Source organism: Paenibacillus montanisoli (assembly GCF_003268025.1).
Classification (GTDB): Bacteria; Bacillota; Bacilli; order Paenibacillales; family Paenibacillaceae; genus Paenibacillus_Z; species Paenibacillus_Z montanisoli.
In genome coordinates this window covers 1-24,534 of record NZ_QLUW01000008.1, presented here as the reverse complement: position 1 = coordinate 24,534, position 24,534 = coordinate 1, and the positions used below count along the sequence as shown (strand labels likewise).

The following is a 24,534-nucleotide window of genomic DNA, read 5'->3' as shown; positions in this document are numbered from 1 at the left end:
AGGATGATGAACGTGGAGGATCGGCTTAGCGGGCTGTCTTTGCTTGCCCGAGAGGAACGGCTATGGCTGCCGGGGGAGACGGTGGTCGTGGCGGTGTCCGGAGGGCCGGATTCCATGGCTTTGCTCCATATGCTCCACTCGCTGCGCGAGGAAGAGCGGCTCAAGCTGGTGGCAGCCCATGTAGACCATGGCTTCCGCGGCGAGGAATCGGCGCGGGAAGCGGAATCCGTGCGGCAATACTCGGCGCAGCTTGGCATCCCGTGCGAAACGGTGCAATTCAATTTGCCTGCTTATATAGAAGAAACAGGAATGAACGCTCAGGCGGCGGCCCGCGAGAAGCGCTATGCATTCTTGCATCAAGTCGCCCGTACATACGGCGCAGCGCGAATTGCGCTCGCCCATCACGCCGATGACCAGGCCGAGACGGTCCTGATGCGGATCGTCCGCGGTACTGGGCCTGCAGGGCTAGCAGGCATCCCGATTCGGCGAATCGAAAAAAACGTGGAACTTATTCGGCCTCTTTTGCGTACATACAAGGCAGACATCCTGCGTTACTGTGAACAATGGGCGATCCCGTTCAGCCAAGACAGCAGCAATGGGCAGAAGTATTATTTTCGCAACGCCGTCCGCCTGGACGTTCTGCCTTATTTGTCGTCGTTTAACCCGCAGCTATCCCAATCGCTTGTCCGGTTGGCGGATCTTGCGGCAGCCGAGGACGACTGGCTGGAACAGGAGACAATGGCAGTTTTCGAGCGTCAAATCGCACCTCACGGCGAAGGATGCCAATTGACCCGCAAAGCGCTGCTTGGCCTGCATGTCGCTTTACAAAGGAGATTGATTAAACTAATATTGAGGTATATTGGCTTGGAAACGGAAACCACTTCATTCGAACGCGTAGAAACGATAAGGCTTGCCGCCGCCGATGGCGCACCTTCGACGTGGAGCTTCGATGTTGGCGGCGGTGTTCGGTTTCTGCGTGAGTACGACAATTTGGTGTTTATCCGCGCGAATGAGGGAAGAACGATTTCTGAACGCGGCGGATACGCTTATGTTGTGCGGAGAGATACGGCAAGCTTGGCACTGCCCGAGGCGGAAGCGGTATTAACGCTTGCGGAATTAGCCAAGGATGAAGCGCCCAGACCGGCTAGCCGGCACGAAGCGCTGTTCGACGCCGACGCTCTCGCATTTCCGCTCACGGTACGAAATCGCAAGCCCGGTGACCGAATGCAAGTGCTTGGTTTAAATGGTACCAAAAAGGTACAAGATATGTTCGTTGATGATCGTATTGCGCCCTCCAGACGGGAGTCGGTGCCAATCGTCGTCGACGCCAATGGATATGTGCTTTGGATCCCCGGCATTCGAAGGTCAAGCCATGCTCAGGTGAAGGAATCGACAAGTCGCGTCATCAGAATGGTGGCGCAGACGAAGCCGAGTTCCGATATACCGAACAACCTTGAATAAGATGTACGGCTCCATTCATAGTATAGGCTAGGCAAGAACCATTTAGGAGGGCCCGTGTTGCTGAACGACATTCAAGAAGTGCTTTACGACGCAGACCAAATTCAGCAGAAAGTGCAGGAGCTTGGCGATACCATCAGCCGTGAGTTCGAGGGGCGCAACCCGCTCGTGATTTGCGTACTCAAAGGCGCGTTTATTTTTATGGCTGATCTGGTGAAGACCATCACGATTCCGCTGGAGATTGACTTTATGGCGGTGTCCAGCTATGGCGCATCTACGAAGACAAGCGGTGTCGTGAAAATTATTAAGGACCTTGACGCGTCGGTGCAAGGCCGGGACGTGCTCATTGTTGAGGACATTATCGACAGCGGGCTTACGCTCAGCTACCTTATCGACGTGCTGGAGCGCCGCAGCGCCAAGTCCATTACGCTTGTTACGCTGTTCGATAAGCCGACAGGCCGCAAGGTGGATTTGGAAGCGGACTATAAAGGATTTGTTTTGCCGGACGCATTCGTCGTCGGGTACGGGCTTGATTATGCGGAGAAATACCGCAACCTGCCGGTTATCGGCATTCTGAAGCCCGAGATTTATGAGAAGTAACAGCAGATGCAACTCGCCCTGCCAGAACGGCTCCCGCTCGCGGGAGCCTCTCGTGCAAGGTCAACTTATTTTTTGCGTCTTGAGAGGAGGTAGGGGATGAATCGGATCATCCGCAATACTGGCTTTTATTTGATTATTTTTTTGGTGACCGTCGGGATCTTCCAATTTATCAGCAGCCAAAATGATTCCACCACTGAAATCCGTTACGATCAATTTAGGCAAGAGCTGACTGCTGACAACGTGAAGCAAATCGAGCTTCAGTTCGACGGCTACTCTTACCTGATTACCGGCGAGTACAAGAACAAACCGGAAGGCTCGGATTCAGCCCAATTCTACACTCACGCCAGCGTTGAGGAGTTTGTCGTCAAAGAGATTAATGACGCACAGCTAAAAAACAAATTCGCGTATGAAGTCAAGCCGATGGAAGGCCAGAGCATCTGGCTTACGTTCCTGACCTCAATCATTCCGTTCGTGATTATCTTTATTCTGTTCTTCTTCCTGATCAATCAGGCTCAGGGCGGCGGCGGCAAAGTGATGAACTTCGGCAAGAGCCGTGCCCGTCTCTATAACGAAGAGAAGAAACGCGTTACGTTCGAGGATGTGGCAGGCGCCGACGAAGAGAAGCAAGAACTCGTCGAGGTCGTTGAATTCTTGAAGGATCCGCGTAAATTCGCCGCTGTTGGCGCCCGCATTCCAAAAGGGGTTTTGCTCGTCGGTCCTCCGGGTACCGGTAAGACGCTCCTTGCGCGCGCGGTTGCCGGCGAAGCCGGCGTACCGTTCTTCAGCATTTCGGGCTCCGACTTTGTTGAGATGTTCGTCGGTGTCGGCGCTTCCCGTGTTCGCGACTTGTTCGAGAATGCGAAGAAGAACGCGCCATGTATTATCTTTATCGATGAAATTGACGCCGTAGGTCGTCAGCGCGGCGCCGGTCTCGGCGGCGGCCATGACGAGCGCGAGCAAACGCTCAACCAACTCCTCGTGGAGATGGACGGCTTTGGCGCAAATGAAGGCATCATTATCGTAGCGGCAACGAACCGCCCGGATATTCTGGACCCTGCGTTGCTCCGTCCAGGCCGTTTTGACCGTCAAATTACGGTTGACCGTCCGGATGTGAAAGGCCGTGAGGCGGTACTGAAAGTACACGCCCGCAACAAGCCGCTCTCCAAAGACGTCAAGCTGGACGTAATCGCGAAGCGGACAACGGGCTTTACCGGCGCGGATCTCGAGAACCTGCTTAATGAAGCGGCCCTTCTCGCTGCCCGCCGCAATAAGCGTGACATTGCGATGGTGGAGATTGACGAAGCCATCGACCGCGTAATCGTCGGTACGGAGAAGCGCAGCCGCGTGATCAGCGACCGCGAGAAACGGATCGTCGCTTACCACGAAGCCGGCCATACGATTGTTGGCTACTTCTTGGAGCACGCCGATCAGGTTCATAAAGTAACGATTATCCCGCGCGGACGCGCAGGCGGATATGTCATCATGCTGCCTAAGGATGGCGACCGCATGTTGACGACCAAGCAGGAATTGCTGGATAAAGTGACCGGCTTGCTCGCGGGCCGCGTAGCCGAAGAGATTTACATCGGCGAAATCGGTACTGGCGCATACAGTGACTTCAAATCCGCGACAGGCATCGTACGCAGCATGATCATGGAGTACGGGATGAGCGACAAGCTCGGACCGATGCAGTTCGGCAGCTCGCAAGGCCAGGTCTTCCTGGGCCGCGATATCGGGCATGAGCAGAACTACTCCGATGCGATCGCATATGAAATTGACCAAGAGATGCAAAGCATCATCCAAGATTGCTATGCTCGCGCGAAGCAGCTGCTTACCGAGAAGAGCAAGGAAGTGCATTTGATCGCGCAAACGCTTCTTGCGGAAGAAACGCTGGAGCTGGAGCAAATCAAGCGTCTTATCGAAAGCGGCTCCGCGGAAGGAAGCGAAGGCGAAGGCGGCTCGACCGCCGTTACTTCCGAACCGAAGGCTGAACCGATTATCGATACGATCGGCGGCGTGAAGGTACGCATCGGATCGAAGGAAGCAGGCGAACAAACGCCTCCGGCCGATCCGGACCCGAACCCGAACGACAATGACGACGGAACCGGCACACCGCCGCAAACTTAATCGCTGGATGACAAAGGCTGTCCGGGCGCAGGCAACTGCGCCGGCAGCCTTTTTTTTATTAAAGCATGCGGGCCGCAGATACATGCTTGAACCCTGCGTATTACGGGAAAAACGGCTTCATGCGCAAAGAAACTTAATGTGTCAATAAGGTGGCTGATGTCGTTTCTTCGTGGTTGACAGCATACCCTACCTTGTGTAAATTTAAGGTTAATCCCTTGTTATGCTCCCTGAGAATGAACCGGCTTGCGCCGAGGGCATCATAAGGATGATATCCAGCGTGAAATCACGTAATTTTCTATAAATAAAGGTGAACGAACATCCAAGATTGTGCACCAGTTCACAAAGTTAGTGAAAAGAGGGGAATATAGCTATGGAAGCATTGGCTCTCGAGCGAAAAGCGGAGCAAAACCGCGAGCTGCGTGAACGATTGGCGCAGTTGAAGAAAGAACGCAACGCAATTATACTCGCCCATTATTATCAGCGTGATGAAATTCAAGAAGTAGCCGATTTCCGTGGAGACTCCTTCCTGCTTGCGCAGAAGGCAGCGGAAACGGATGCGGATGTCATCGTTTTCTGCGGCGTGCACTTCATGGGAGAAAGTGCGAAGATTCTTGCGCCGAACAAGACCGTCATCATTCCTGACGAGCGTGCCGGCTGCCCGATGGCCGACATGGTCAACGTCGACGGCTTGCGGAAGCTGAAAGCCCAGCACCCGAACGCGAAGGTCGTCACGTACATTAATTCCTCGGCCGAAATTAAGGCGGAAACCGATATTTGTTGTACATCCGCTAATGCCGTTCGCGTCGTGAATTCGGTTGATTCCGATGAAATCATTTGGGTCCCGGACAAGAACCTCGGCCACTACGTGCAGCAGAAGACCGACAAGAAGATGATCATTTGGGAAGGCTATTGCAATACGCATGACATGCTGACCGTTAAAGACGTCGAGGAAATGAAAGCCAAGTATCCGAACGCGCAGTTTGTCGTTCACCCGGAATGCCGTCCTGAAGTAGTCGCGCTTGGCGATTTTGTCGGCAGTACAACCGCTATCATCAAATATTGTAAAGAATCCGATTGCCAAGAATTTATCGTAGGTACCGAGGACGGAACGGGTTATCAGCTTCGAAATGACAGCCCGAATAAGACCTTCCATTTTGCAACGAAATATTTGGTTTGCCCGAATATGAAAGTGAACAATTTGAAAAAGCTCGTAAAATGCCTGGAGACGATGCAGCCGCAAATTTACGTGCCTGAAGAAGTTGCAAGCAAAGCCCGATTGTCCCTGGAGCGCATGTTACAAGTGAAGTAGCATGCGCTACTCTCTTTCCGCAGAAAGGAAAGTTGCACTTATGATTCCACGTTATCTCGTTGATGTTGATCTCCAATCGCTGCCGGTTATTCATAAAGACGTCATTGTGATCGGGGCCGGCATTGCCGGTCTTTTTACCGCGATCAAAGCCAGTGAAACGAATGATGTGCTAATGATTACGAAGAAGTCGCTCATGGATAGCAATACCCGCTATGCGCAAGGGGGCATCGCCGCCGTTTTTTCCGATGACGACTCGCCTGCCTACCATCGCCAGGATACGCTGATTGCCGGCGCAGGCCTTTGCTCGCATGAAGCCGTCGACGTGCTGGTGCATGAAGGACCTAAAGGCGTCGAGGATTTAATCCGGATGGGGACGCAGTTCGACACGGAGAACGGTGAATATGCGCTCACGAAGGAAGGAGCGCACAGTCAACGTCGTATATTGCATGCCAATGGGGATGCGACCGGATATGAGATCGTTCGGGCATTGTCGGAGAAAGCGGTAGCAAACCCGCGGATCGACGTGTGGGACGATCATTTTGCCATTGATCTGATTACCGATGACGGCGTTTGCGTGGGCGCGCTCGTGCAAAAGCCGGACGGGCAGCGCTTGTTTGTGCGCGGCAAAGCAACCATTCTTTGCTCAGGCGGCGCGGGACAGCTGTATCGTTATACAACGAACCCAGAAGTCGCTACAGGCGATGGCATAGCAATGGCTTATCGTGCGGGTGCTTACATACAAGACGTAGAGTTCGTTCAATTCCATCCGACGTCGCTTTGCTACCCGGGCGCTCCTCGCTTCTTGATTTCCGAAGCGGTTCGCGGTGAGGGCGCGGTTCTGCGCAATATTCGCGGCGAACGGTTTATGGAGAAATACCACGAGCAGTTGGAGCTGGCGCCTCGCGACGTCGTTGCGCGTGCGATTGTCAGCGAGATGGAAGCGACGAAGTCGACATTTGTTTATATTGATGTGACGCATGAATCGGCCGACATGGTCAAGCATCGGTTTCCGAATATTTACGAGTTCTGTTTGAATTTCGGGCTCGATTTAACGACGGATTGGATTCCCGTCGCGCCTGCGGCGCATTATATGATGGGCGGCGTCAAAACCGACTTGAACGGTGAAACGAATTTGCGGCGGCTGTTCGCCTGCGGCGAATGCTCGTCTACCGGCGTCCATGGCGCCAATCGGCTTGCCAGCAACTCGCTTTCGGAAGCGATTGTCTTCGGTCGGCGGATCGTAGAGCGAATCAATACGCTGCCTCCGCTTGAAGGCCACGCGGAGGTTCAGATGAAGTCCCTTGCACGGAGAGAGGCTCCGATTCAGGCGGTTGTCGAAAAGCGCCTGAAGCTGCAAAAAATCATGGTGCGCTACGTCGGGCTGCGCCGCAATGCCAACGGCCTGCATAAAGGGCTGGAGGAACTCAAACGGCTGCGCTCGATATTCCAATGCGTCATTACGAAGCGGGAAGAATATGAGTTTGCGAATCTGCTCACCTGCGCGATGCTGACGACGCAGTCCGCGCTGGGCCGCGAAGAAAGCCGCGGCGCGCATAGCAGGGAAGATTTTCCTGAGCGGGATGACCTGCTCTGGCGCAAACATACCGTCCTCCATCGGGAGTATGGGTTAACAGAGGAGCGAATCGAAGATGTATGAGGCACAATTTGCGGCAGCCGTAGGAAGCAGCGCGGAGGTGTTGCGGAATCAGATCCGGGCATGGCTCGCTGAAGATATCGGAACGGGTGACATTACGAGCTGGGCGACGATTCCTGCCGGCACTCGTTCCAAGGCGGTGATTCATGTGAAGGAAACCGGGATTTTAGCAGGTATCCCGATCGCTCGCCTTGTATTCGAAGTAGTCGATCCGGCGCTCGAATTCCGCCCGCTGGCTTCCGATGGCGATGCGGTAACCAAAGGTACGGTACTGGCGGAAGTCGAAGGCAGCACTCACAGCATTTTGACAGGTGAGCGTCTGGCATTGAATTTGATGCAGCGTTTGTCCGGCATTGCGACCAAAACCCGCGCATTCGTCGAGGCGATCGAAGGGCTGCCTGTGCGGCTGGTCGATACTCGCAAGACGACGCCAGGACATCGCATGCTGGAGAAGTATGCCGTGCGCGTTGGCGGCGGATTCAATCACCGATTTGGCTTATATGATGCCGTCATGATCAAGGACAATCATATTAAAGGTTCCGGCGGCATTACTGGCGCTGTTCGCGCTGCCCGCCAAGCGATTCCGCACACGATGAAGATCGAGGTTGAAACGGAGTCGATCGCGCAGGTGGAAGAAGCGCTCGCATGCGGCAGCGATATCATCATGCTCGATAATATGACGAATGACCTGATGCGCGAAGCCGTTCAGCTCATTAAGTCGCAATCCCCCCATATCATCGTGGAGGCATCCGGCGGCGTTAATTTGAACACGATCCGGGGCATAGCGGAAACCGGCGTCGATGTCATTTCGGTCGGCGGCCTAACCTACTCGTTTCAGTCGCTCGACATTAGTCTCGATTTGAACGGGAAGAAAGGGAGGCCTGGAGCATGATCGTCGTCGTTGACGTAGGCAATACGAATATCGTGCTGGGCATTTACCAAGCCCGCAAGCTGCTGTACCACTGGCGACTGAGCACGAACCGCTCGGCTACCGTTGATGAATACGGCATCATGATCCATAATCTGTTCCAAATCGCAGGCGTTAAGCTGGATCAGATCGATGGCGTGATCATCTCCTCCGTCGTACCGCCGCTTATGCGGACGCTGGAGCAGCTGTGCCAGAAATACCTTCGCAAATCGCCGCTCATCGTAGGGCCGGGCATTAAGACGGGCCTTAACATTCGCTATGAGAATCCTCGCGAGGTAGGCGCGGACCGAATCGTCAATTCCATCGCAGGCATTGAGAAATACGGATCGCCGCTGATCATCGTTGATTTTGGCACTGCGACTACGTTTGATTATATAGATGCGGGCAACAATTACTTAGGAGGCGCAATCGTACCCGGGATCGGGATTTCGACGGAAGCGCTGTACCAGCGTGCAGCCAAGCTGCCCCGCATCGAGTTGGTAAAGCCGAAGAGCGTAATCGGCCGTAACCCGGTGACCTCGATGCAAGCCGGCATTATTTACGGCTATGCGGGCCAGGTGGATGGGATCGTAAACCGGATTCGCAAGGAATTCGGGGTAACGCCGCGTGTTATCGCGACCGGCGGATTGGCTGATCTCATTGCCGCGGAGTCCGAAACGATTGAAGAGGTGGACCCGCTGCTAACCCTAGAGGGCTTGCGTATTATTTACGAACGAAATCAAGAATAGAAGAGGTAACGAACGCTATGGCAGAAAAAGATTATTTGGTGCGCGGCACCGCTTGGAATGGACAGCTGCGCGTATTCGCCGTGAAGACGACGGCGCTGGTCGAAGAACTGCGGAGGCGGCACGACACGATGCCGACCACCACGGCTGCGCTTGGACGCACGGCGACCGCAGGCGCAATGATGGGCGCCATGCTGAAGGGCAAGGAGAAGCTGACCATACAGGTAAAAGGTGACGGGCCGGTCGGCCAAATCGTCGTGGATGCCAATGCGAGCGGCGAAGTTCGCGGCTATGTGGATCATCCGCAAGTTCAATTGGCCAGCAATGCCCAAGGCAAGCTTGATGTCGCGGGCGCGGTCGGACGCAGCGGCTATATTCACATCATCAAGGATTTGGGTCTGAAAGAGCCGTACCGCGGCAGCGTACCGATTATTTCGGGTGAGCTTGCCGAGGATTTTACCTATTACTTCGCGACCTCGGAACAAACGCCTTCCGTCGTTGGCCTCAGTGTGCTGGTTGATGAGTACGGGAAGCTGAAAAATGCCGGCGGCTTCATCATTCAAGTGCTGCCAGGCATTTCAGACGAAGACATTGCGAGGCTGGAGCAGGCTATAGCGTCGCTGCCGCAGATTTCCACTTTATTCGAGCAAGGCGAAACGCCGGAAAGCCTGTTGCGCCGGGTCGTAGGCGATGATATTCAGCTTATGGACGAACTGAGTATCGTCTTTCATTGCCAATGCTCTAAAGAGCGTGTGGAGCGAACGCTCATAAGCATGGGCGAGCACGAGTTGAAACAGTTAATTGAAGAAGACGGACAAGCTGAGGTCGTGTGTCATTTCTGCAACGAGAGATATGTTTTTGACAGTCCGCAGCTGGAAATGCTGCTCGATCAGGCGAAGCCGAAACCGATCCAATAATCGGAGGCTAAGCGATAATGAAGAATGACCGGGTGCTGAAGAGCGTTGTGCTGCTTCAGGCTGTATGTATGATTGTTTTGGCGCTCGTTGTCGTGTTTCGGGTCGTGCTGCCGCCAAAAGCGGACCCACAGGCGCCTTCGTCCACGCCGCAGGATCAAGAAGGCAGCCCGCCGTCGGATACGGACCCTCCGCATGATGAGCCGCTGGCCGCGAAGGTCGGTCAAGAGCAGATAACAGCGAAGCAGCTGAATGAAGAGCTGCGGAAGCAGTACGGCGATCAGCTGCTGCGAACCCTCATGGTACGAGCGGCGACTCGGCAGGAAGCAGAAGCACAAGGCATCAATGTCTCGGAAGCCGAGCTCAGCGAAGAGTTGGAGTCGATGATGGCGGGCTATGAGGACGAGGAAGACTATTTTGCATCGATGAAGGAGCAGCTAGGCTTAACTCCGGAAGGGATTCGGGAGGATTCGAAGTATCGTCTGCTGCTGGAGAAAATCGCCGTTCGTACCACCGAGGTAACCGAAGCGGAGATTGATGCTTACATTGCGGACAATCAAGAGCAGTACGCGCCCCGGAAACAGCTGCATTTAGCGTGGATTGTACTGGCGTCGGAGAAAGACGCGAATGAGTTAATGCGGAAGCTGGAGAACGGTGAAGATTTCGATCTAATGGCAAAGACCTATTCATTGGATGCCAATACGGCGGAAGCTGGCGGCGATATCGGTTTTGTCGAGGCCGATGATCCATTTGTGGACGATGCCGTGCTGGAGGCTGCGAACGGGCTGGCGGTCGGCGAGGTGGCCGGGCCGATTCCCGTTGAGCAGGGCGAAGCGATCATTCGGCTGCTCGAGACGAGGACGGAGCAGCTGGTGAGCGGTGACCGCCTGCGCGACCAAGTTCGGAAGGAACTGGCGCTCGCCAAACTGAACGGTCTGCGCGAAGTTGAGAATTCGCTGCTGACGAAATATCATGCCGTTGTACTACCGGAAGCCGCAAATCCGGCGTCGCCATAGGCCTTTTGTTTCAAAACTGGCTATTGACAACTGCTGGGTTCCATTGATACTATATAAGTAAAACCAACTAATCTGGTCGGAATAAGGGAGGAGCACTTATCATGGCTAAAATTGTACAAAGCGTGACTGAGCTTATCGGAGATACACCACTTGTTCGTTTGAACCGTTTGGTACCAGAGGACAGCGCAGAAGTTTACGTAAAACTGGAGTACCAGAACCCCGGCGCAAGCGTTAAGGACCGCATTGCAATCAGCATGATTGAAGTGGCTGAGCAGCAAGGCATTCTGAAACCAGGTGACACGATCGTTGAACCGACGAGCGGAAACACAGGTATCGGTCTCGCAATGGTAGCAGCGGCTAAAGGTTATAGAGCGATTCTCGTTATGCCGGAAACGATGAGCATTGAGCGCCGCAATCTGCTTCGCGCATATGGTGCTGAGCTTGTGCTTACCCCGGGTTCGGAGGGCATGAACGGAGCGGTTCGCCGTGCGGAAGAACTGCAGGCCGAGAATCCTTCGTACTTTATTCCTCAGCAATTCAAGAACCAAGCGAACGTGAAGATTCACCGCGAAACGACAGGTCCGGAAATCGTCGAAGCGATCAACTCGCTTGACGGCAAACTGGATGCATTCGTTGCGGGTATCGGCACAGGCGGTACGATTTCCGGTGCAGGCGAAGTGCTGAAGCAGAACTTCCCGGGCATTAAGGTCGTGGCTGTTGAGCCAGCGGCATCCCCGCTGCTGTCCGGCGGCAGCCCAGGCGGCCACAAGATCCAAGGGATCGGCGCAAACTTCATCCCTGAAATTTTGAACCGCGAAATCTATGATGAAGTAATCACGATTGAGAACGATCAAGCGTTCGAAACCGCTCGCCGCGCAGCGAAAGAAGAAGGCATTCTTTGCGGCATCTCCTCCGGCGCAGCCATCTTCGCAGCGCTGAAGGTAGCTAAGGAGCTCGGCAAAGGCAAACGCGTCGTGGCGATTGTTCCGTCCAACGGCGAGCGTTACTTATCCACGCCGCTGTTCAACTTCGAAAACTAATCGTAAGTCTCAGGCTTGCGCGTATAAGAAGATCCCCCTCCCAGGGGGTCTTTTTTTTGTTCTCATAAAACGTTCCGGCACAGGAAAAAATAAGACGATCCTTTTCTGATGGCAAGTGAGGAGTTGATCTACATGCCGAACACGAACAAGAACAAGAAAGCAAACATGAACGCAAACATGAACGTCAAACCGAAAACGGATGACTGGCATACCTATTTGCTAGAGCTTCAAGAGCGGACCTACCGCATCGAATGGCTTTCGTCCATGGCCGATCAGCAAATCATGCGCGAACGGATCTTGCCCATGTTACAGCAATACAGGCCGCGCTCAAGCGAAGACATGAAGTTGATTCTGCCAATCGCGGACATTGAGATTAGGACCCATCGGGAGAAACATGCCTTCTTGATCACAGGGTACATCAGCATCACGCTTGAAACCGCAGGCGTGGCCCATCCGGACGTCCTGTATGCTCCATGCAAGTCGATCAATTACCGGAGCGTTGAAGAACCTAAGGAGGAGTATTCCGAATCCGGCCCCAAGGATGCATTCACGGAATCGCTCAATGTGAATTTGAACCTGATCCGCAGACGCCTGATGTCCGAGCAGCTGCATGTCCGTATGCTAACCGTGGGATCGGGAAAGCTTCCTGCAGCGGTAGTTTTTATGGCGGATAACCGTTTGACGGCTGACCGTTTAATCTATCAAGTGGAGCAATCATCGATCGATCATCCGAAGGCGCTTCTTGATATTTCAAATTTCGCTACCCTGCTTTACAACGGTAAACATACGTTTTTCGAGCCTTTTGAATTTACGGAGCTGCCGCTGCAGACCGTCCACATGCTGGAGAACGGCAAGGTCGCGCTGCTCATGGAGGGCTCGCGGAAAGCGATGATCGGGCCTGCTTCTTTCGAGGATACATTCGTGGCGTCATCGGACCTCTTTTTGCCGCTGCCGCAGGTGAGAGCTATCCGGTATGCCCGCGTGATATGCTTCGTTTTTTCTTTGCTGCTTACTCCGCTCTACGTTGCGGTCGCTACCTACAACTTTGAGATGTTTCCGTTGAAAGTCATTCAAACGCTGCTCATTTCCCGGCACAACGTACCCTTCTCTCCGTTCGTAGAAGCGTTCATGATGGAATCGCTGGTCATGGTTCAGCTTGAAGCCATCGCGCGGCTTCCGAACAAGCTCTCGCAAAGCGCAGGCGTCGTAGCGGGGATTATTATCGGCACGGCAGCCGTCGAAGCGGGGGTCATCAGCAATGTCATGCTCGTACTGGTATCCGCGTCTTCCTTGCTTACGCTCGCTTCGGCGACCGTGCAGCTGCGCAACATGTTATTCCTTCTGAAGCTGCCTTCTCTTCTGATGGCCATGGTTTTAGGGCTGCCCGGAATCTGCGTGTTCTGGTTCCTTCTGCTCTCCCGGTTGTTTGTCGTTCGTTCGCTGGACAGGCCGTTCACGCTATTCGGATTCAATCCGATGTCCCGATATTTCAAGGGAAAGGGGTAATCGGCAGATGACACAAGAGCGGTTAACGGCTTGGCAGCTTTTCTATATCGCTTCGGGGACGATGGGCTGCATTAATTTCTATTTGATGATGGATCAGCTTATCGATATGTCGAGTACATCGGCGTATATGGTTTTATTGGCTATCGGGGCCGTAATCGGCCTGCTTTGCATGCCTATGCCGTCCTTGTTGACAAGAGAGGAGGGCAAGGATTTCACGGCGAGCCATATGGCGGCTTTCGGAACCTTTTTCGGCGTGTTCATACTGATCTTGTTTTTGGCATCGCTTATATTAGCGGGAGGAATGATGCTAAACGAGATGATGCAGATTCTGGACCGTTACCAGACGCCGAACCTGGAATATTACTGGATTGCGGTGCCTCTTATGCTCGTTTGCGCGGTGGTTGCGGGGAAAGGAGGCGTGCGGGTGCTTGCAGGGTTGTTTTTTATCGTTTTATGTTTGCGGATATTTGAAACGGGGCTTCTTGTTCTTGGCGTTACCTCTAGTTTCGAGCTGAGGTCCATACTGCCCTTATGGAGCGGACTTCCTGAGCGGCCCGGGGCGGCAATCGCAAGGGGGTCGGCATTATTCAGCGGTATCGAGATGCTGGTGTTTCTCAGATTGTATACTGCCGGCCTCAAAGCGCGATCCGTTCGTGGGGCCATTTGGTCGGCCGTCGGCGCGCACTGCGCGTTTCTAATCATTGGGAGCTGGTTAATGCTTGGCATATGCGGGTTTGACATGATCAGGCTAGTGGATCTCACGACCATCGATTTTTATAGAGTCATCTCTTTTCAATTCTTTGAGCAGTTGGACGAGGTCGGCATTAGCATTCAATTGTTTTGGACTCTTTCCACGCTGGCGTTTGTTTTGTGGATTAACGCTACGATGCTGAGAAAGGCCGTTTTTCGGCGATGGCCGGAAGCGATGCATTACGGGACGGCGGCGCTGCTGATGCTGGCTGTGGCGGCAGGATTATGGGAGTTCCGCTTGAATCAGCTGTTACAGAAATGGCAGCCGATCGTTCTGCTGGTTATGCTGTGCGTGTATATCCCGATCTACGGGCTGCTTCTCGCTAGAGCGCGGAAGTCCGGGCAGCGCGTGCCCACTGTTGGTGGTGAAAGCTCATGATGCCGCGCCGGTGCCGCACCTTTCAAGCGGGTCTTGTCGTGTTCATTCTGCTGATGGTCACAGGGTGCCAGACTGAAACGCTCGAGCAATTAAGCATTATCTATGGGATCGCTGTTGAAGCCGATGAGAACGACAAAGAGAAACTTTCTGGAATCATCAGCATTCCGTTCTACAAGAAGGACGGTTTTGAGAACCACACGGTTACCGCGCAGGGAAAAACGCCGGCCGAGATCCAGAACGAGCTGTCTCTCCAATCATCGGGGAGGCTCGTGGTTGGGAAAGCCCAGGTGCTGCTGATCGACGAGCAGCTTGCCAGGCAGCCGGTGTACCGGTTTATGGGCTTTTTTACAAGCGAATTCAACTTGCCGGCGAGCACGTCTTTGGCTTTGACTGAAACATCCCCCAAAGCGATGCTGGACATGAGCACGAAGAACGTGGACCCCGCCACCAATATCAGCACGACGATATCGAAGCATGAGAGGCTGGGTATCATTCCGGGGACCAACCTGCTTACGTTTGTCAAACAATACGTGAGAGAAGGGCAGGATCCTTACCTCCCCCTCGTAGGGATGGAAAACGGGAATAATAGCGTCAAACTGAAGGGCTTGGCCTTATTTAAAGATGACCGATATGTCATGCCTTTAAAAGGAGCTCAGAACCTTCTCTTGTTCGCTTTGCTGGAGGAGTCGGTCAGCCATGTTCTATACGAATCCGAGAATGACGGGTTGCCGCTGATTATGATGTTTGAACATTCAAACGCTTCCTACGATTGGAATCCTTCCGAAAAAAGCATGAAGGTACGCGTTCGGGTTCATGCGAGGCTGCAGGAACGCACGAATTCGCCGATGGATGTCCACTCGGAAGCCGAGAAAGGACAATTGAAAATGAAAGCGGAGCAGCAATTGGCGGCAGAGCTGGACAGGCTTGTTCGGCGATTTCAGCGAAATGACTTGGATCCCGTCGGCTTCGGAGAAATCGCAAGATCGCAGGATCGGCATTGGAAGGCTAAGGAGTGGAAAGCCATCTATCCGCAGCTCAAGTTTCAGACTGCCGTTAGCGTGGAATTCGATTCGGAGCGCAGATAGAAATCACCTGGCTTCTCTTTCCTTTTTCTCGCAAGTTCGGTATACTAGCAGGCAAACAAAGAGCGCAGGCGGTCCGCTTGGCAAGCTCTTCGAACGGAAACGAAGTGGAGGGGGCTGCGAATGGAACGTACAGCCTTTAAAGATTGGCTCAATTGGCGGGAGCAAGGCTATAGCATGCTTCCTTTGCTTGCGAAGCGCCCGCTTGGGAGCGGAGAAGGGCGCCCGGCTTCATGGGAAGCGGCTTGGAAGACGGCTTCACCTCACGCATTCGTGCTGGAGAGCGGAAAAGACGGGCGGTATACGTACCTAGGGCTGCATCCGTCTTCGGTCATTCGCGGGAAAGGGATGAGAGCGGAGGCGGTCGACCAAGCGGAAGGCCGCGTAACGGTGTACGAGGCCGAACCGCTGGAAGCTGTGCGCTGCTGGATGGACGGGCGCAAAGCTCCCCGGGTGCCGGAAGCGCCCAAGTGGACGGGCGGCTGCGCAGGCTTCTGGAGCTACGATGTCATTCGCTCGATAGAGCGGCTGCCGGAGATGGCAGCGGACGACTTGGGTCTGCCGGATTATTTATTCATGCGGATGGACGAGCTGTGGATCGTCGACCATCAGAAGGAGCAGCTTTATTTCGCGGTGCATACGGCTATCGACGGGCAAGAATCGCTTGAGCAGCTGGAGCGCTTGTACGCTGCGGCATGTGGGCGGGCGGACGGCATGGCCGCGCAATGGTCGGCCTTCGCCGGCGGAGAAGCGGCTGTATCTGCGGATGCGCTGCGCCGGGCGCGCACGCGCTTTATGGAGGACGGTTCGCTTCTCATTGACGTGGAGGCGGTAAAAGGCATCGAGTCGCCTTTTGCCAAGGAAGCGTTCAAGGCTGCGGTCGAGCGGATTCGAAGCTATATCGCGGCAGGCGATGTGTTCCAGGTCAATCTCTCCCAGCGTCAAAGCCGCAACACGCAGTCGAACCCGGAGGAACTTTACGAATGGCTGCGGCTGTTCAATCCGTCGCCTTATATGGGCTTTCTGAATTGCCCCGATTTCCAGCTTGTATCGGCTTCGCCGGAGCTGCTGGTCGAGCTTGCGGACGGGAAGCTCGCCACCCGTCCAATTGCGGGTACGCGCCGCCGCGGGCGCACGGAGGAAGAAGACCGGCGGATGACTGAGGAGCTGCGGAGCAATGAGAAGGAGCGGGCGGAGCATATTATGCTCGTCGATTTGGAACGCAACGATCTCGGACGCATATCGGCATACGGTACCGTTCAAGTGTCCGAGCTGATGGTCATTGAATATTACAGTCACGTGATGCATCTGGTCTCGCAGGTGGAAGGCACGATCGCCGAGGGCAAGGACGCTTACGATGTCATCGGGGCGACCTTCCCGGGCGGCACCATAACGGGCGCGCCGAAGATCCGCACGATGGAGATTATCGAGGAGCTGGAGCCGACCAGGCGGGGCCCATACACCGGATCTCTCGGATGGATTGACTACAACGGGGATATGGAATTTAATATTATTATCAGAACGATGTCGGTTAAGGATGAAGTCGTCCACATTCAAGCCGGAGCGGGGATCGTGATCGATTCCGACCCGGAACGCGAATACCGCGAATCATTGAACAAAGCCAAGGCCTTATGGAAGGCCATCGAGTACAGCGAGCAATGGGCGGAAGCAAACCGTGTGCGGCTGTAATTACCAAGGGGGAAGCGCAAATGATATTGGTCATCGATAACTACGACTCATTTACGTACAATTTGGTGCAGTACTTAGGAGAGCTCGGCGAAGAGGTCGTCGTCAAACGCAATGACGAAATCAGTCTGGATGAGATCGCGGCCCTTGCGCCTGATCATATCCTGATCTCGCCGGGACCTTGCAGCCCGAACGAAGCGGGAATCAGCCTCGCGCTCATCGAACGGTTTAAAGGGGTAATCCCGATTTTCGGCGTTTGCCTTGGCCACCAGTCGATCGGACAAGCCTTCGGCGGCGAAGTGGTGCGGGCGGAGAAGCTGATGCATGGCAAAACGTCGCAGATCTACCATGACGGGCGCTCGGTTTTCGAAGGCATCCCTTCGCCTTACACGGCGACTCGCTACCATTCGCTGATCGTGAAGAAAGAAACGCTTCCCGACTGCCTGGAAATCAGCGCACAGACGGAAGAGGGCGAAATTATGGGGCTTCGCCACAAGGAGTATCTCATCGAAGGCGTGCAATTCCACCCGGAATCGATCATCACCGAGAACGGGCACAAGCTGCTTCGCAATTTCCTGAACATGCGGGCAGGCGCGGTACGATGAAGATCGGATGGAATGGCAAAATCATGCGTCAGGAGGAAGCCGTGATCTCGGTCTACGATCACGGTTTTTTGTATGGAATGGGCTTGTTCGAAACGTTCCGGACTTATGAGGGCGAGCCTTACTTGCTAGAGAGGCATTTGTCGCGCTTGTCGGCAGGCTGCGAATCGCTAGGCATCCGCTGCAGACTTGATGCCGCGGAACTCAGAAGCTGGCTGCGCGAGCTGATGGCGGTGAACGAGCTGCCGGAAGCGTATGTGCGGCTGACCATTACCGCAGGCGAAGGCGTGCTCGGTCTGCCGGCGGGCGACTATGAGCAGCCGAACATGCTGCTGCTCGTCAAAGCGCTGCCGGCCGCGTCCCCATCGCTTTATGTGGAAGGCCGTGAGCTGGTGCAGCTCCGTACGCGCCGCAATACGCCTGAAGGCGAAGTGCGGTTGAAATCGCTGCATTATATGAACAATATAATAGCCAAGCGGGAATTGGCCGCGACCGGCGGAGCAGCGCCAGGCGCGGAAGGGCTCATGCTGACACGGGAAGGCTGGCTGGCCGAAGGCATCGTCAGCAATCTCTTCTTCGCATGCGGCGGAGTCCTATATACGCCGTCTATTGAAACAGGGATATTACCGGGTATTACCCGCGGGCGTGTCATCGAACTGGCAGCAGGACTGCCTGCCGCAACCGCTGTGAAGGAAGGCTTCTACACCTGGTCGGATTTGCAGGAGGCGGATGAAGTATGGGTGACCAACTCCATTCAGGAGCTGGTTCCGGTAACGACGATTAGGGATGAATCCGGCCGCTGCCGCCGGGTCGGGAACGGACAGTCCGGCCCGATCACAAGAGAGCTGCTCTCAGCTTACCGGGAGGATACGAAACGATGAAAGCAACGATTACACGCTCGGCCCCAGTCGGCTGGCCTTATGAGCGAACCTATAGTTTTACGGACGGAGTCACTCTAACGCTAGGCAGTCGAACGCTGATCATGGGCATTTTGAACGCGACGCCGGACTCCTTCTCAGACGGCGGACGGTATAACGAAATCGAAGCCGCAGTCCGTCACGCCCGCGAGCTGGTTGAGCAAGGGGCGGACATTATCGATATTGGCGGGGAATCCACGAGGCCGGGCAGCGCGGCGGTTCCGCTTGAGGAGGAGCTGAAGCGCGTCATCCCCGTCATTCGGGCGATTCGCGAGGCATTACCGGATACGCCGCTGTCCATCGATACGTATAAAGCCGAGACGGCGAGCCAAGCCTTGGAAGCAGGCGCCCATATTATCAATGATGTATGGGGACTGAAGGCCGATCCCCGCATGGCGGAGGTTGCCGCGGCGCACCGCAGTCCGGTCATCATTAGCCATAATCGGCAGGCACGCGATTACACGGATCTGATGCCGGATGTGATAGCCGATCTGCAGGAAGGCATCGCATTGGCACGGGAAGCGGGCGTGGCGGAGTCGGCCATTTGGCTTGATCCGGGGATCGGCTTTGCCAAGACATATGCCGACAATCTTGCGCTTATGGGACAATTGGACCGGCTGGTAGCCGAGGGCTATCCCGTGCTGCTCGGCACCTCCCGCAAGAAATTCATACGAGAAACGCTGCAGCTGGATACCGCCGAGGTCGTATTCGGCACAGCCGCGACAACCGCGCTTGGCATCATGCAGGGCTGTCAGATCGTCCGCGTGCATGATGTGCTTGCCAATAAACAGACGGCGTTAATGGCAGACGCTATCGTATATCCGCAGCTTGATGTCATTAAATGAAGACGTTTATCGAAAGCGGGGGAATGAAGGATGGATAAAATGACGCTGAGAGGGATGCGCTTCTTCGGTTATCACGGCGTATTTCCGGAAGAGAACAAGCTTGGCCAGCAGTTTTATGTGGATTTGACGCTTGCGATGGATTTATCTCGGGCCGCCCGAACGGACGACTTGGAGCATACGATCAACTATGCCGAAATTCACGCGCGGGTCAAGAGTATTGTCGAGGGACCTCCGTTCAAACTGATCGAGGCTTTAGCTGGCCACATTGCATCGGCCGTGCTCGACGCTTATACTAGTGTAAATGAAGTGACGGTGTCCGTAACGAAGCCGCATCCGCCGTTTGAGATCCATTTCGACGGCGTGACGGTGGAAATTAGCAGAAAGCGGGATGACCATGGAACACGACAGCCCGCGAGGCAATAATGAACGGAACGGCAGCGCTGCCGGGCAATCGGCGTATATCGCGCTTGGAGCCAATCTCGGCGACCGAGAGCAGCAGCTGAAGGCTGCGCTCCGTCTGCTGGATGACCATCCTGCCATTACGGTAGTACGCGCATCTGCACTTTATGAAACCGACCCGGTCGGCTATACCGACCAGCCGGCTTTTCTAAACATGGCTGCCGCGCTGCGCACGTCGCTAGAGCCGCATGAGCTGCTGCGCGCCATGCTTGCCATGGAGAATCAGCTTGGCCGCAAACGCGATATACGCTGGGGGCCGCGCACGATCGATTTGGATATGCTGCTTTACGATGGCGTGACCCTTACGGAAGAGGAGCTTACGCTGCCGCATCCGAGGATGATGGAACGGGCCTTCGTGCTGGTTCCTCTCGCCGATGTGCTGCCGGATGAACATGCGCTGCAGAAGCGAGTGAAGGAACGGGCGAAGCGGGCGCTACAAGACAGAGGGGAAGGAATCGCGCTATGGAATATGATCAATTGGCCGGGCGTGTCCGCGCATTCCGAAAGCTGAAAGGCTATACGCAGCAAGAGCTGGCTGCAAAGCTGGGTGTATCCGTAGCCGTGCTCGGCTCGTTAGAGCGCGGGACGCGCAAGCCGGACCCTAAGCTGCTTGACCGGATATCGGAAACGCTAGGCATTAGCTACAGTGAGCTAACTGCGGATTTGAAATGAATGAAACGTTAACATGTGCCAGATCGGAAGGGAGCTTGGACTACCATGCTTAAAATCGGAAACATCGAGATGAAAAATAAAGTCGTGCTGGCGCCGATGGCAGGCGTGTGCAACCCGGCTTTTCGACTGATTGCCAAAGAGTTCGGCTGCGGCCTGGTTTGCGCCGAGATGGTCAGCGATAAAGCGATCCTGCACGGCAATAAGCGGACGCTTGAAATGCTATACGTGGATGAACGCGAGAAGCCGCTCAGCTTGCAAATTTTTGGCGGTGACCGCGAATCGCTGGTTGAGGCGGCGAAGGTCGTGGATAAGCAGACCAACGCGGATATTATTGACATCAACATGGGCTGCCCCGTCCCTAAAGTAACAAAATGCGATGCGGGTGCCCGCTGGCTGCTCGATCCGAATAAAATCTATGAAATGGTGTCGGCCGTTGTCGACGCCGTCGAGAAGCCGGTAACGGTTAAAATGCGGATCGGCTGGGACAGCGAGCATATCTATGCCGTTGAGAATGCCCGCGCGGTAGAGCGCGCAGGCGGCAAAGCGGTCAGCGTTCATGGCCGTACAAGGGAGCAATTGTATACAGGTAAGGCCAATTGGGACATTATAAGGGATGTTAAGCAATCCGTATCCATTCCTGTCATTGGGAACGGAGATGTTTTCACGCCAGAGGATGCTCAGCGCATGCTTGATCATACAGGCTGCGACGGCGTCATGATCGGCCGCGGCGCGCTTGGCAACCCGTGGATGCTGTACCGGACGATTCAATATTTGTCTACGGGAGAGCTTCTGCCGGACCCGACGCCGCGCGAGAAGATGGACGTGGCCATCCTTCATATGGACCGTCTCGTGAACCTGAAAGGCGAGTCTACCGCCGTACGCGAAATGCGTAAGCACTTGGCATGGTACCTAAAAGGGGTCCCGGGAGCGGCTCGCGTCAAGGATGTTATCATGGAAGAAACAACGCGTGACAACATGGTGCAAATTTTAGGACAGTATGTCGAATCGCTTGGCAATCTGAGCGAAACGCCTACAGCGTCCATCACGCCGGCAACTTCTCCGGAAGAAGCCGTATATCACTGATCGAAGCGCAAAGGAGCTCATCGCCTGAGTCCTTTGCGTTTTGCGGAGTTAAGCGATTACATTTGCTGCCCCGCTTTCGTTGACATATAGGGGAACATGAAATATAATCTTCCAATAACAAGCCGTCCGCCTGGGTTTAAGACGATGATTTCTCATTCCTGCGCGGTGTCATCATAGGCATGATGCGTAATATATTAGGTAACAGTGATTCATACACGGTATGAAAAAATGCCACACGACAGGAGAATTGGTACCATGAGCGATAAAGAAATTATCCTTACGCAAGATGGGCTCAAGAAGCTGGAAGATGAACTGGAAAATCTGAAGTCCGTCAAACGTCGTGAAGTTGCAGAACGGATCAAAGTGGCTATCGGCTATGGCGATATCAGCGAGAACTCTGAATATGAAGATGCGAAAAACGAGCAGGCATTCATCGAAGGCCGCATCATTACGCTGGAGAAAATGCTCCGCAACGCCCGCATTATCAATAACGATGAGATCAATATCGATACGGTAAGCATCGGTTCCATCGTAACGGTGGAAGATTTGGAGTTCGGCGACACGATGGAGTATACGATTGTCGGTACGGCCGAGTCCGATCCGCTCAAGAACAAAATTTCAAATGAAAGTCCGGTTGGCAAAGCTATTTTGGGCAAAATGAAAGGCACGATCGTTGAAGTAAGCGTACCAGCCGGCATCATTCAATATAAAATCGTTGATATTAAAAAATAACCAGGCATGCCTTTTGAGAAAGCTTCCTTGTGGAAGCTTTTTTCCTCATTGTGGAGCAGAAATAGCTTTCGGGCTGATGCCGGCGCCGCATAGGCGTTTGCGTGCTGGATTAATAAGGAGATGAATTACGGTGGAGCAAGGGACACAAGAGCAAGAATTAAGCGAGCTTCTGCAAATTCGCAGAGACAAGCTGGACGAGCTGCGGGGACTGGGCATTGACCCTTTCGGCGGCAAATTTGAACGGACTCATCATGCCAAGAACATCGTTGACGCGTATGAAGCTGCAAGCAAGGAGGACCTGGAAGCGCAAGCGGTTGAGGTCACTGTCGCAGGCAGGATTATGCAAAAGCGCGGAATGGGCAAAGCGGGCTTTGCGCACATTCAAGATCTAAGCGGCAAAATTCAAATTTACGCGCGCAAGGATACCGTTGACGAAGCTCAGTACCAAGCGTTCGAGCTGCTGGATATCGGCGATATTATCGGCGTCCGAGGCACCGTGTTTAAAACCAACACAGGCGAAACGTCGATTAAGGCCAATGAAATCGCGGTTCTTTCGAAATCGCTTCTTCCGCTGCCTGAGAAATATCACGGCTTGAAGGACGTAGAGCTTCGCTACCGCCAGCGTTACGTCGATTTGATCGTGAATCCGGAGGTGCAGCAGACGTTTATTGCGCGTTCGCGCATTATTCAATCGATGCGCCGCTATCTTGATAGCCTCGGCTATTTGGAAGTGGAGACGCCGACGCTGCATGCCATTGCGGGCGGTGCTGCCGCACGGCCGTTTATTACCCATCACAATGCGCTTGATATGCAGCTTTACATGCGTATTGCCATTGAGCTTCACTTGAAGCGCCTAATTGTCGGCGGGATGGAGAAAGTATATGAGATTGGCCGCGTTTATCGGAACGAAGGAATTTCGACGCGCCACAACCCTGAATTTACAATGATCGAGCTTTATGAGGCATACGCCGATTATAAAGATATTATGGCTCTTACGGAGTCGCTTATTGCACATATTGCGCAAGAAGTGCTCGGTACGACCAAGATCACTTATCAAGGCACAGAGGTTGACCTCTCGCCGCCATGGCGCCGTGTGTCTATGGTGGATTTGGTTAAGGAAGCGACCGGTGTCGATTTCAGCCAGCAGATGACGGACGACGAAGCGCATGCTCACGCCAAGGCTCACAACGTCAAGGTTGAGCCGCATATGACGTTCGGCCATATTCTGAACGCGTTCTTCGAGGAGTTTGTCGAGCATACGCTGATACAGCCGACGTTCGTGACCGGACATCCGGTGGCTATTTCGCCACTTGCGAAGAAGAGCGACATCGATCCGCGCTTTACGGATCGTTTCGAGCTGTTCATCGTAGCCCGTGAGCACGCCAATGCTTTCACGGAGCTGAACGATCCGATCGACCAGCGCCAGCGTTTCGAAGCGCAGCTGCTTGAGAAGGAGCAAGGCAACGACGAGGCGCACGAGATGGATGAGGACTTTATCCGTGCGCTCGAATACGGTATGCCGCCTACAGGCGGTCTCGGCATAGGGATCGACCGTCTTGTTATGCTGCTGACCGATGCGCCGTCCATCAGAGATGTACTGTTGTTCCCGCTGATGCGCGAACGCGCAGGAGAATAATAAGCGAGTAGTGAACCGCCAAGGAGTTGATTCTTGGCGGTTTTTTTGTTGTCTAAAGAGCACTTCAACGCTGTTTTTACAAAAGAAAATAAAAAAGTTTTAAAAAAGGGTTGCAATGTTGTTGTGGGCTATGATATATTAATCAAGTAGCCGCTGAGACACGGGCGAACGAGTGAGAAACGAATGAATTTGTTCCTTGAAAACTGAACAATGAGCGACCTGTCAAAAGGTTTTAAAACAAGCTAGTTTTTGAATGAGCTAACAAGCGAATTCATAAATGGTCTTCGGACCACTTTTATGGAGAGTTTGATCCTGGCTCAGGACGAACGCTGGCGGCGTGCCTAATACATGCAAGTCGAGCGGATCTTCCCTTCGGGGAAGGTTAGCGGCGGACGGGTGAGTAACACGTAGGCAACC

General features: G+C 54.1%; 23 protein-coding genes and 1 rRNA gene. All 24 read left to right on the top strand.

The genetic code is table 11. From position 1 onward, the window contains the following. Positions 1–12 precede the first annotated feature (12 nt). Positions 13–1,461: a tRNA lysidine(34) synthetase TilS gene (tilS, locus tag DL346_RS27890; RefSeq protein ID WP_240633492.1), complete on the top strand. Its 1,449-nt coding sequence runs from the start codon at positions 13–15 to the stop codon at positions 1,459–1,461. A 57-nt stretch (positions 1,462–1,518) separates the two neighbouring features. Then, positions 1,519–2,058 carry a hypoxanthine phosphoribosyltransferase gene (gene hpt / locus DL346_RS27885; RefSeq protein WP_112885683.1) on the top strand — a complete coding sequence of 180 codons (540 nt, stop codon included), beginning with the start codon at positions 1,519–1,521 and terminating at the stop codon, positions 2,056–2,058. A gap of 96 nt (positions 2,059–2,154) precedes the next feature. Beyond that, a complete protein-coding gene (gene ftsH / locus DL346_RS27880; RefSeq protein WP_112885682.1) occupies positions 2,155–4,182 on the top strand; it encodes an ATP-dependent zinc metalloprotease FtsH in 2,028 nt (675 codons plus the stop codon). Between the two features lie 370 nt (positions 4,183–4,552). Continuing rightward, positions 4,553–5,491: a quinolinate synthase NadA gene (nadA, locus tag DL346_RS27875; RefSeq protein ID WP_112885681.1), complete on the top strand. Its 939-nt coding sequence runs from the start codon at positions 4,553–4,555 to the stop codon at positions 5,489–5,491. Between the two features lie 40 nt (positions 5,492–5,531). Further along, positions 5,532–7,148: an L-aspartate oxidase gene (gene nadB, locus DL346_RS27870; protein WP_112885680.1), complete on the top strand. Its 1,617-nt coding sequence runs from the start codon at positions 5,532–5,534 to the stop codon at positions 7,146–7,148. Continuing rightward, positions 7,141–8,037, top strand: coding sequence for a carboxylating nicotinate-nucleotide diphosphorylase (gene nadC / locus DL346_RS27865; protein ID WP_112885679.1), 897 nt, complete (start codon positions 7,141–7,143; stop codon positions 8,035–8,037). The genes nadB and nadC overlap by 8 nt, the downstream gene beginning before the upstream one ends. After that, entirely contained in the window at positions 8,034–8,801 is a 768-nt protein-coding gene (locus tag DL346_RS27860) for a type III pantothenate kinase (protein ID WP_112885678.1), read from the top strand. The genes nadC and DL346_RS27860 overlap by 4 nt, the downstream gene beginning before the upstream one ends. A 17-nt stretch (positions 8,802–8,818) precedes the next feature. Further along, positions 8,819–9,715, top strand: a complete 897-nt coding sequence (hslO, locus tag DL346_RS27855) for an Hsp33 family molecular chaperone HslO (RefSeq protein WP_112885677.1) — start codon at positions 8,819–8,821, stop codon at positions 9,713–9,715. Positions 9,716–9,732: 17 nt separating this feature from the next. Continuing rightward, positions 9,733–10,728, top strand: a complete 996-nt coding sequence (locus DL346_RS27850; RefSeq protein WP_112885676.1) for a peptidylprolyl isomerase — start codon at positions 9,733–9,735, stop codon at positions 10,726–10,728. Between the two features lie 101 nt (positions 10,729–10,829). Next, positions 10,830–11,768: a cysteine synthase A gene (gene cysK, locus DL346_RS27845; protein ID WP_112885675.1), complete on the top strand. Its 939-nt coding sequence runs from the start codon at positions 10,830–10,832 to the stop codon at positions 11,766–11,768. A gap of 132 nt (positions 11,769–11,900) precedes the next feature. After that, on the top strand, positions 11,901–13,274 hold the full coding sequence (locus DL346_RS27840; protein ID WP_165822710.1) for a spore germination protein: 1,374 nt from the start codon (positions 11,901–11,903) through the stop codon (positions 13,272–13,274). A 7-nt stretch (positions 13,275–13,281) separates the two neighbouring features. Next, positions 13,282–14,403 (top strand): GerAB/ArcD/ProY family transporter, encoded by a 1,122-nt coding sequence (locus DL346_RS27835; RefSeq protein ID WP_112885673.1) that lies wholly within the window; start codon positions 13,282–13,284, stop codon positions 14,401–14,403. Beyond that, positions 14,400–15,488: a Ger(x)C family spore germination protein gene (locus DL346_RS27830; RefSeq protein ID WP_112885672.1), complete on the top strand. Its 1,089-nt coding sequence runs from the start codon at positions 14,400–14,402 to the stop codon at positions 15,486–15,488. Before DL346_RS27835 ends, DL346_RS27830 begins: the two co-directional genes overlap by 4 nt. A gap of 120 nt (positions 15,489–15,608) precedes the next feature. Next, a complete protein-coding gene (locus tag DL346_RS27825; RefSeq protein ID WP_112885671.1) occupies positions 15,609–17,174 on the top strand; it encodes an anthranilate synthase component I family protein in 1,566 nt (521 codons plus the stop codon). A 20-nt stretch (positions 17,175–17,194) separates the two neighbouring features. After that, on the top strand, positions 17,195–17,776 hold the full coding sequence (pabA, locus tag DL346_RS27820; protein ID WP_112885670.1) for an aminodeoxychorismate/anthranilate synthase component II: 582 nt from the start codon (positions 17,195–17,197) through the stop codon (positions 17,774–17,776). Next, positions 17,773–18,654, top strand: a complete 882-nt coding sequence (gene pabC / locus DL346_RS27815; RefSeq protein ID WP_112885669.1) for an aminodeoxychorismate lyase — start codon at positions 17,773–17,775, stop codon at positions 18,652–18,654. The genes pabA and pabC overlap by 4 nt, the downstream gene beginning before the upstream one ends. Then, positions 18,651–19,535, top strand: coding sequence for a dihydropteroate synthase (gene folP, locus DL346_RS27810; protein ID WP_112885668.1), 885 nt, complete (start codon positions 18,651–18,653; stop codon positions 19,533–19,535). The genes pabC and folP overlap by 4 nt, the downstream gene beginning before the upstream one ends. A gap of 30 nt (positions 19,536–19,565) precedes the next feature. Then, entirely contained in the window at positions 19,566–19,958 is a 393-nt protein-coding gene (gene folB, locus DL346_RS27805; RefSeq protein WP_112885667.1) for a dihydroneopterin aldolase, read from the top strand. Next, positions 19,924–20,505 (top strand): 2-amino-4-hydroxy-6-hydroxymethyldihydropteridine diphosphokinase, encoded by a 582-nt coding sequence (gene folK, locus DL346_RS27800; protein ID WP_338066336.1) that lies wholly within the window; start codon positions 19,924–19,926, stop codon positions 20,503–20,505. The genes folB and folK overlap by 35 nt, the downstream gene beginning before the upstream one ends. Then, positions 20,457–20,666, top strand: a complete 210-nt coding sequence (locus DL346_RS27795; RefSeq protein WP_112885665.1) for a helix-turn-helix domain-containing protein — start codon at positions 20,457–20,459, stop codon at positions 20,664–20,666. The genes folK and DL346_RS27795 overlap by 49 nt, the downstream gene beginning before the upstream one ends. Before the next feature lie 45 nt (positions 20,667–20,711). Then, the gene (dusB, locus tag DL346_RS27790; protein ID WP_112885664.1) at positions 20,712–21,749 is read left to right on the top strand and encodes a tRNA dihydrouridine synthase DusB; all 1,038 of its coding nucleotides are present in this window, start codon (positions 20,712–20,714) and stop codon (positions 21,747–21,749) included. A gap of 255 nt (positions 21,750–22,004) precedes the next feature. Continuing rightward, positions 22,005–22,481 carry a transcription elongation factor GreA gene (gene greA, locus DL346_RS27785; protein WP_112885663.1) on the top strand — a complete coding sequence of 159 codons (477 nt, stop codon included), beginning with the start codon at positions 22,005–22,007 and terminating at the stop codon, positions 22,479–22,481. 130 nt (positions 22,482–22,611) lie between these two features. Next, positions 22,612–24,117 carry a lysine--tRNA ligase gene (gene lysS, locus DL346_RS27780; RefSeq protein WP_112885662.1) on the top strand — a complete coding sequence of 502 codons (1,506 nt, stop codon included), beginning with the start codon at positions 22,612–22,614 and terminating at the stop codon, positions 24,115–24,117. Between the two features lie 294 nt (positions 24,118–24,411). Next, a 16S ribosomal RNA gene (locus DL346_RS27775) occupies positions 24,412–24,534 on the top strand; the annotation flags it as partial.

Bases quoted from the DNA above. Each gene is read 5' to 3' on its own strand.
- ftsH (WP_112885682.1), top strand. From the start codon at position 2,155: ATGAATCGGATCATCCGCAATACTGGCTTTTATTTGATTATTTTTTTG.
- nadA (WP_112885681.1), top strand. From the start codon at position 4,553: ATGGAAGCATTGGCTCTCGAGCGAAAAGCGGAGCAAAACCGCGAGCTG.
- nadB (WP_112885680.1), top strand. From the start codon at position 5,532: ATGATTCCACGTTATCTCGTTGATGTTGATCTCCAATCGCTGCCGGTT.
- nadC (WP_112885679.1), top strand. From the start codon at position 7,141: ATGTATGAGGCACAATTTGCGGCAGCCGTAGGAAGCAGCGCGGAGGTG.
- DL346_RS27860 (WP_112885678.1), top strand. From the start codon at position 8,034: ATGATCGTCGTCGTTGACGTAGGCAATACGAATATCGTGCTGGGCATT.
- hslO (WP_112885677.1), top strand. From the start codon at position 8,819: ATGGCAGAAAAAGATTATTTGGTGCGCGGCACCGCTTGGAATGGACAG.
- DL346_RS27850 (WP_112885676.1), top strand. From the start codon at position 9,733: ATGAAGAATGACCGGGTGCTGAAGAGCGTTGTGCTGCTTCAGGCTGTA.
- cysK (WP_112885675.1), top strand. From the start codon at position 10,830: ATGGCTAAAATTGTACAAAGCGTGACTGAGCTTATCGGAGATACACCA.
- DL346_RS27840 (WP_165822710.1), top strand. From the start codon at position 11,901: ATGCCGAACACGAACAAGAACAAGAAAGCAAACATGAACGCAAACATG.
- DL346_RS27835 (WP_112885673.1), top strand. From the start codon at position 13,282: ATGACACAAGAGCGGTTAACGGCTTGGCAGCTTTTCTATATCGCTTCG.
- DL346_RS27830 (WP_112885672.1), top strand. From the start codon at position 14,400: ATGATGCCGCGCCGGTGCCGCACCTTTCAAGCGGGTCTTGTCGTGTTC.
- DL346_RS27825 (WP_112885671.1), top strand. From the start codon at position 15,609: ATGGAACGTACAGCCTTTAAAGATTGGCTCAATTGGCGGGAGCAAGGC.
- pabA (WP_112885670.1), top strand. From the start codon at position 17,195: ATGATATTGGTCATCGATAACTACGACTCATTTACGTACAATTTGGTG.
- pabC (WP_112885669.1), top strand. From the start codon at position 17,773: ATGAAGATCGGATGGAATGGCAAAATCATGCGTCAGGAGGAAGCCGTG.
- folP (WP_112885668.1), top strand. From the start codon at position 18,651: ATGAAAGCAACGATTACACGCTCGGCCCCAGTCGGCTGGCCTTATGAG.
- folB (WP_112885667.1), top strand. From the start codon at position 19,566: ATGGATAAAATGACGCTGAGAGGGATGCGCTTCTTCGGTTATCACGGC.
- folK (WP_338066336.1), top strand. From the start codon at position 19,924: ATGACCATGGAACACGACAGCCCGCGAGGCAATAATGAACGGAACGGC.
- DL346_RS27795 (WP_112885665.1), top strand. From the start codon at position 20,457: ATGGAATATGATCAATTGGCCGGGCGTGTCCGCGCATTCCGAAAGCTG.
- dusB (WP_112885664.1), top strand. From the start codon at position 20,712: ATGCTTAAAATCGGAAACATCGAGATGAAAAATAAAGTCGTGCTGGCG.
- greA (WP_112885663.1), top strand. From the start codon at position 22,005: ATGAGCGATAAAGAAATTATCCTTACGCAAGATGGGCTCAAGAAGCTG.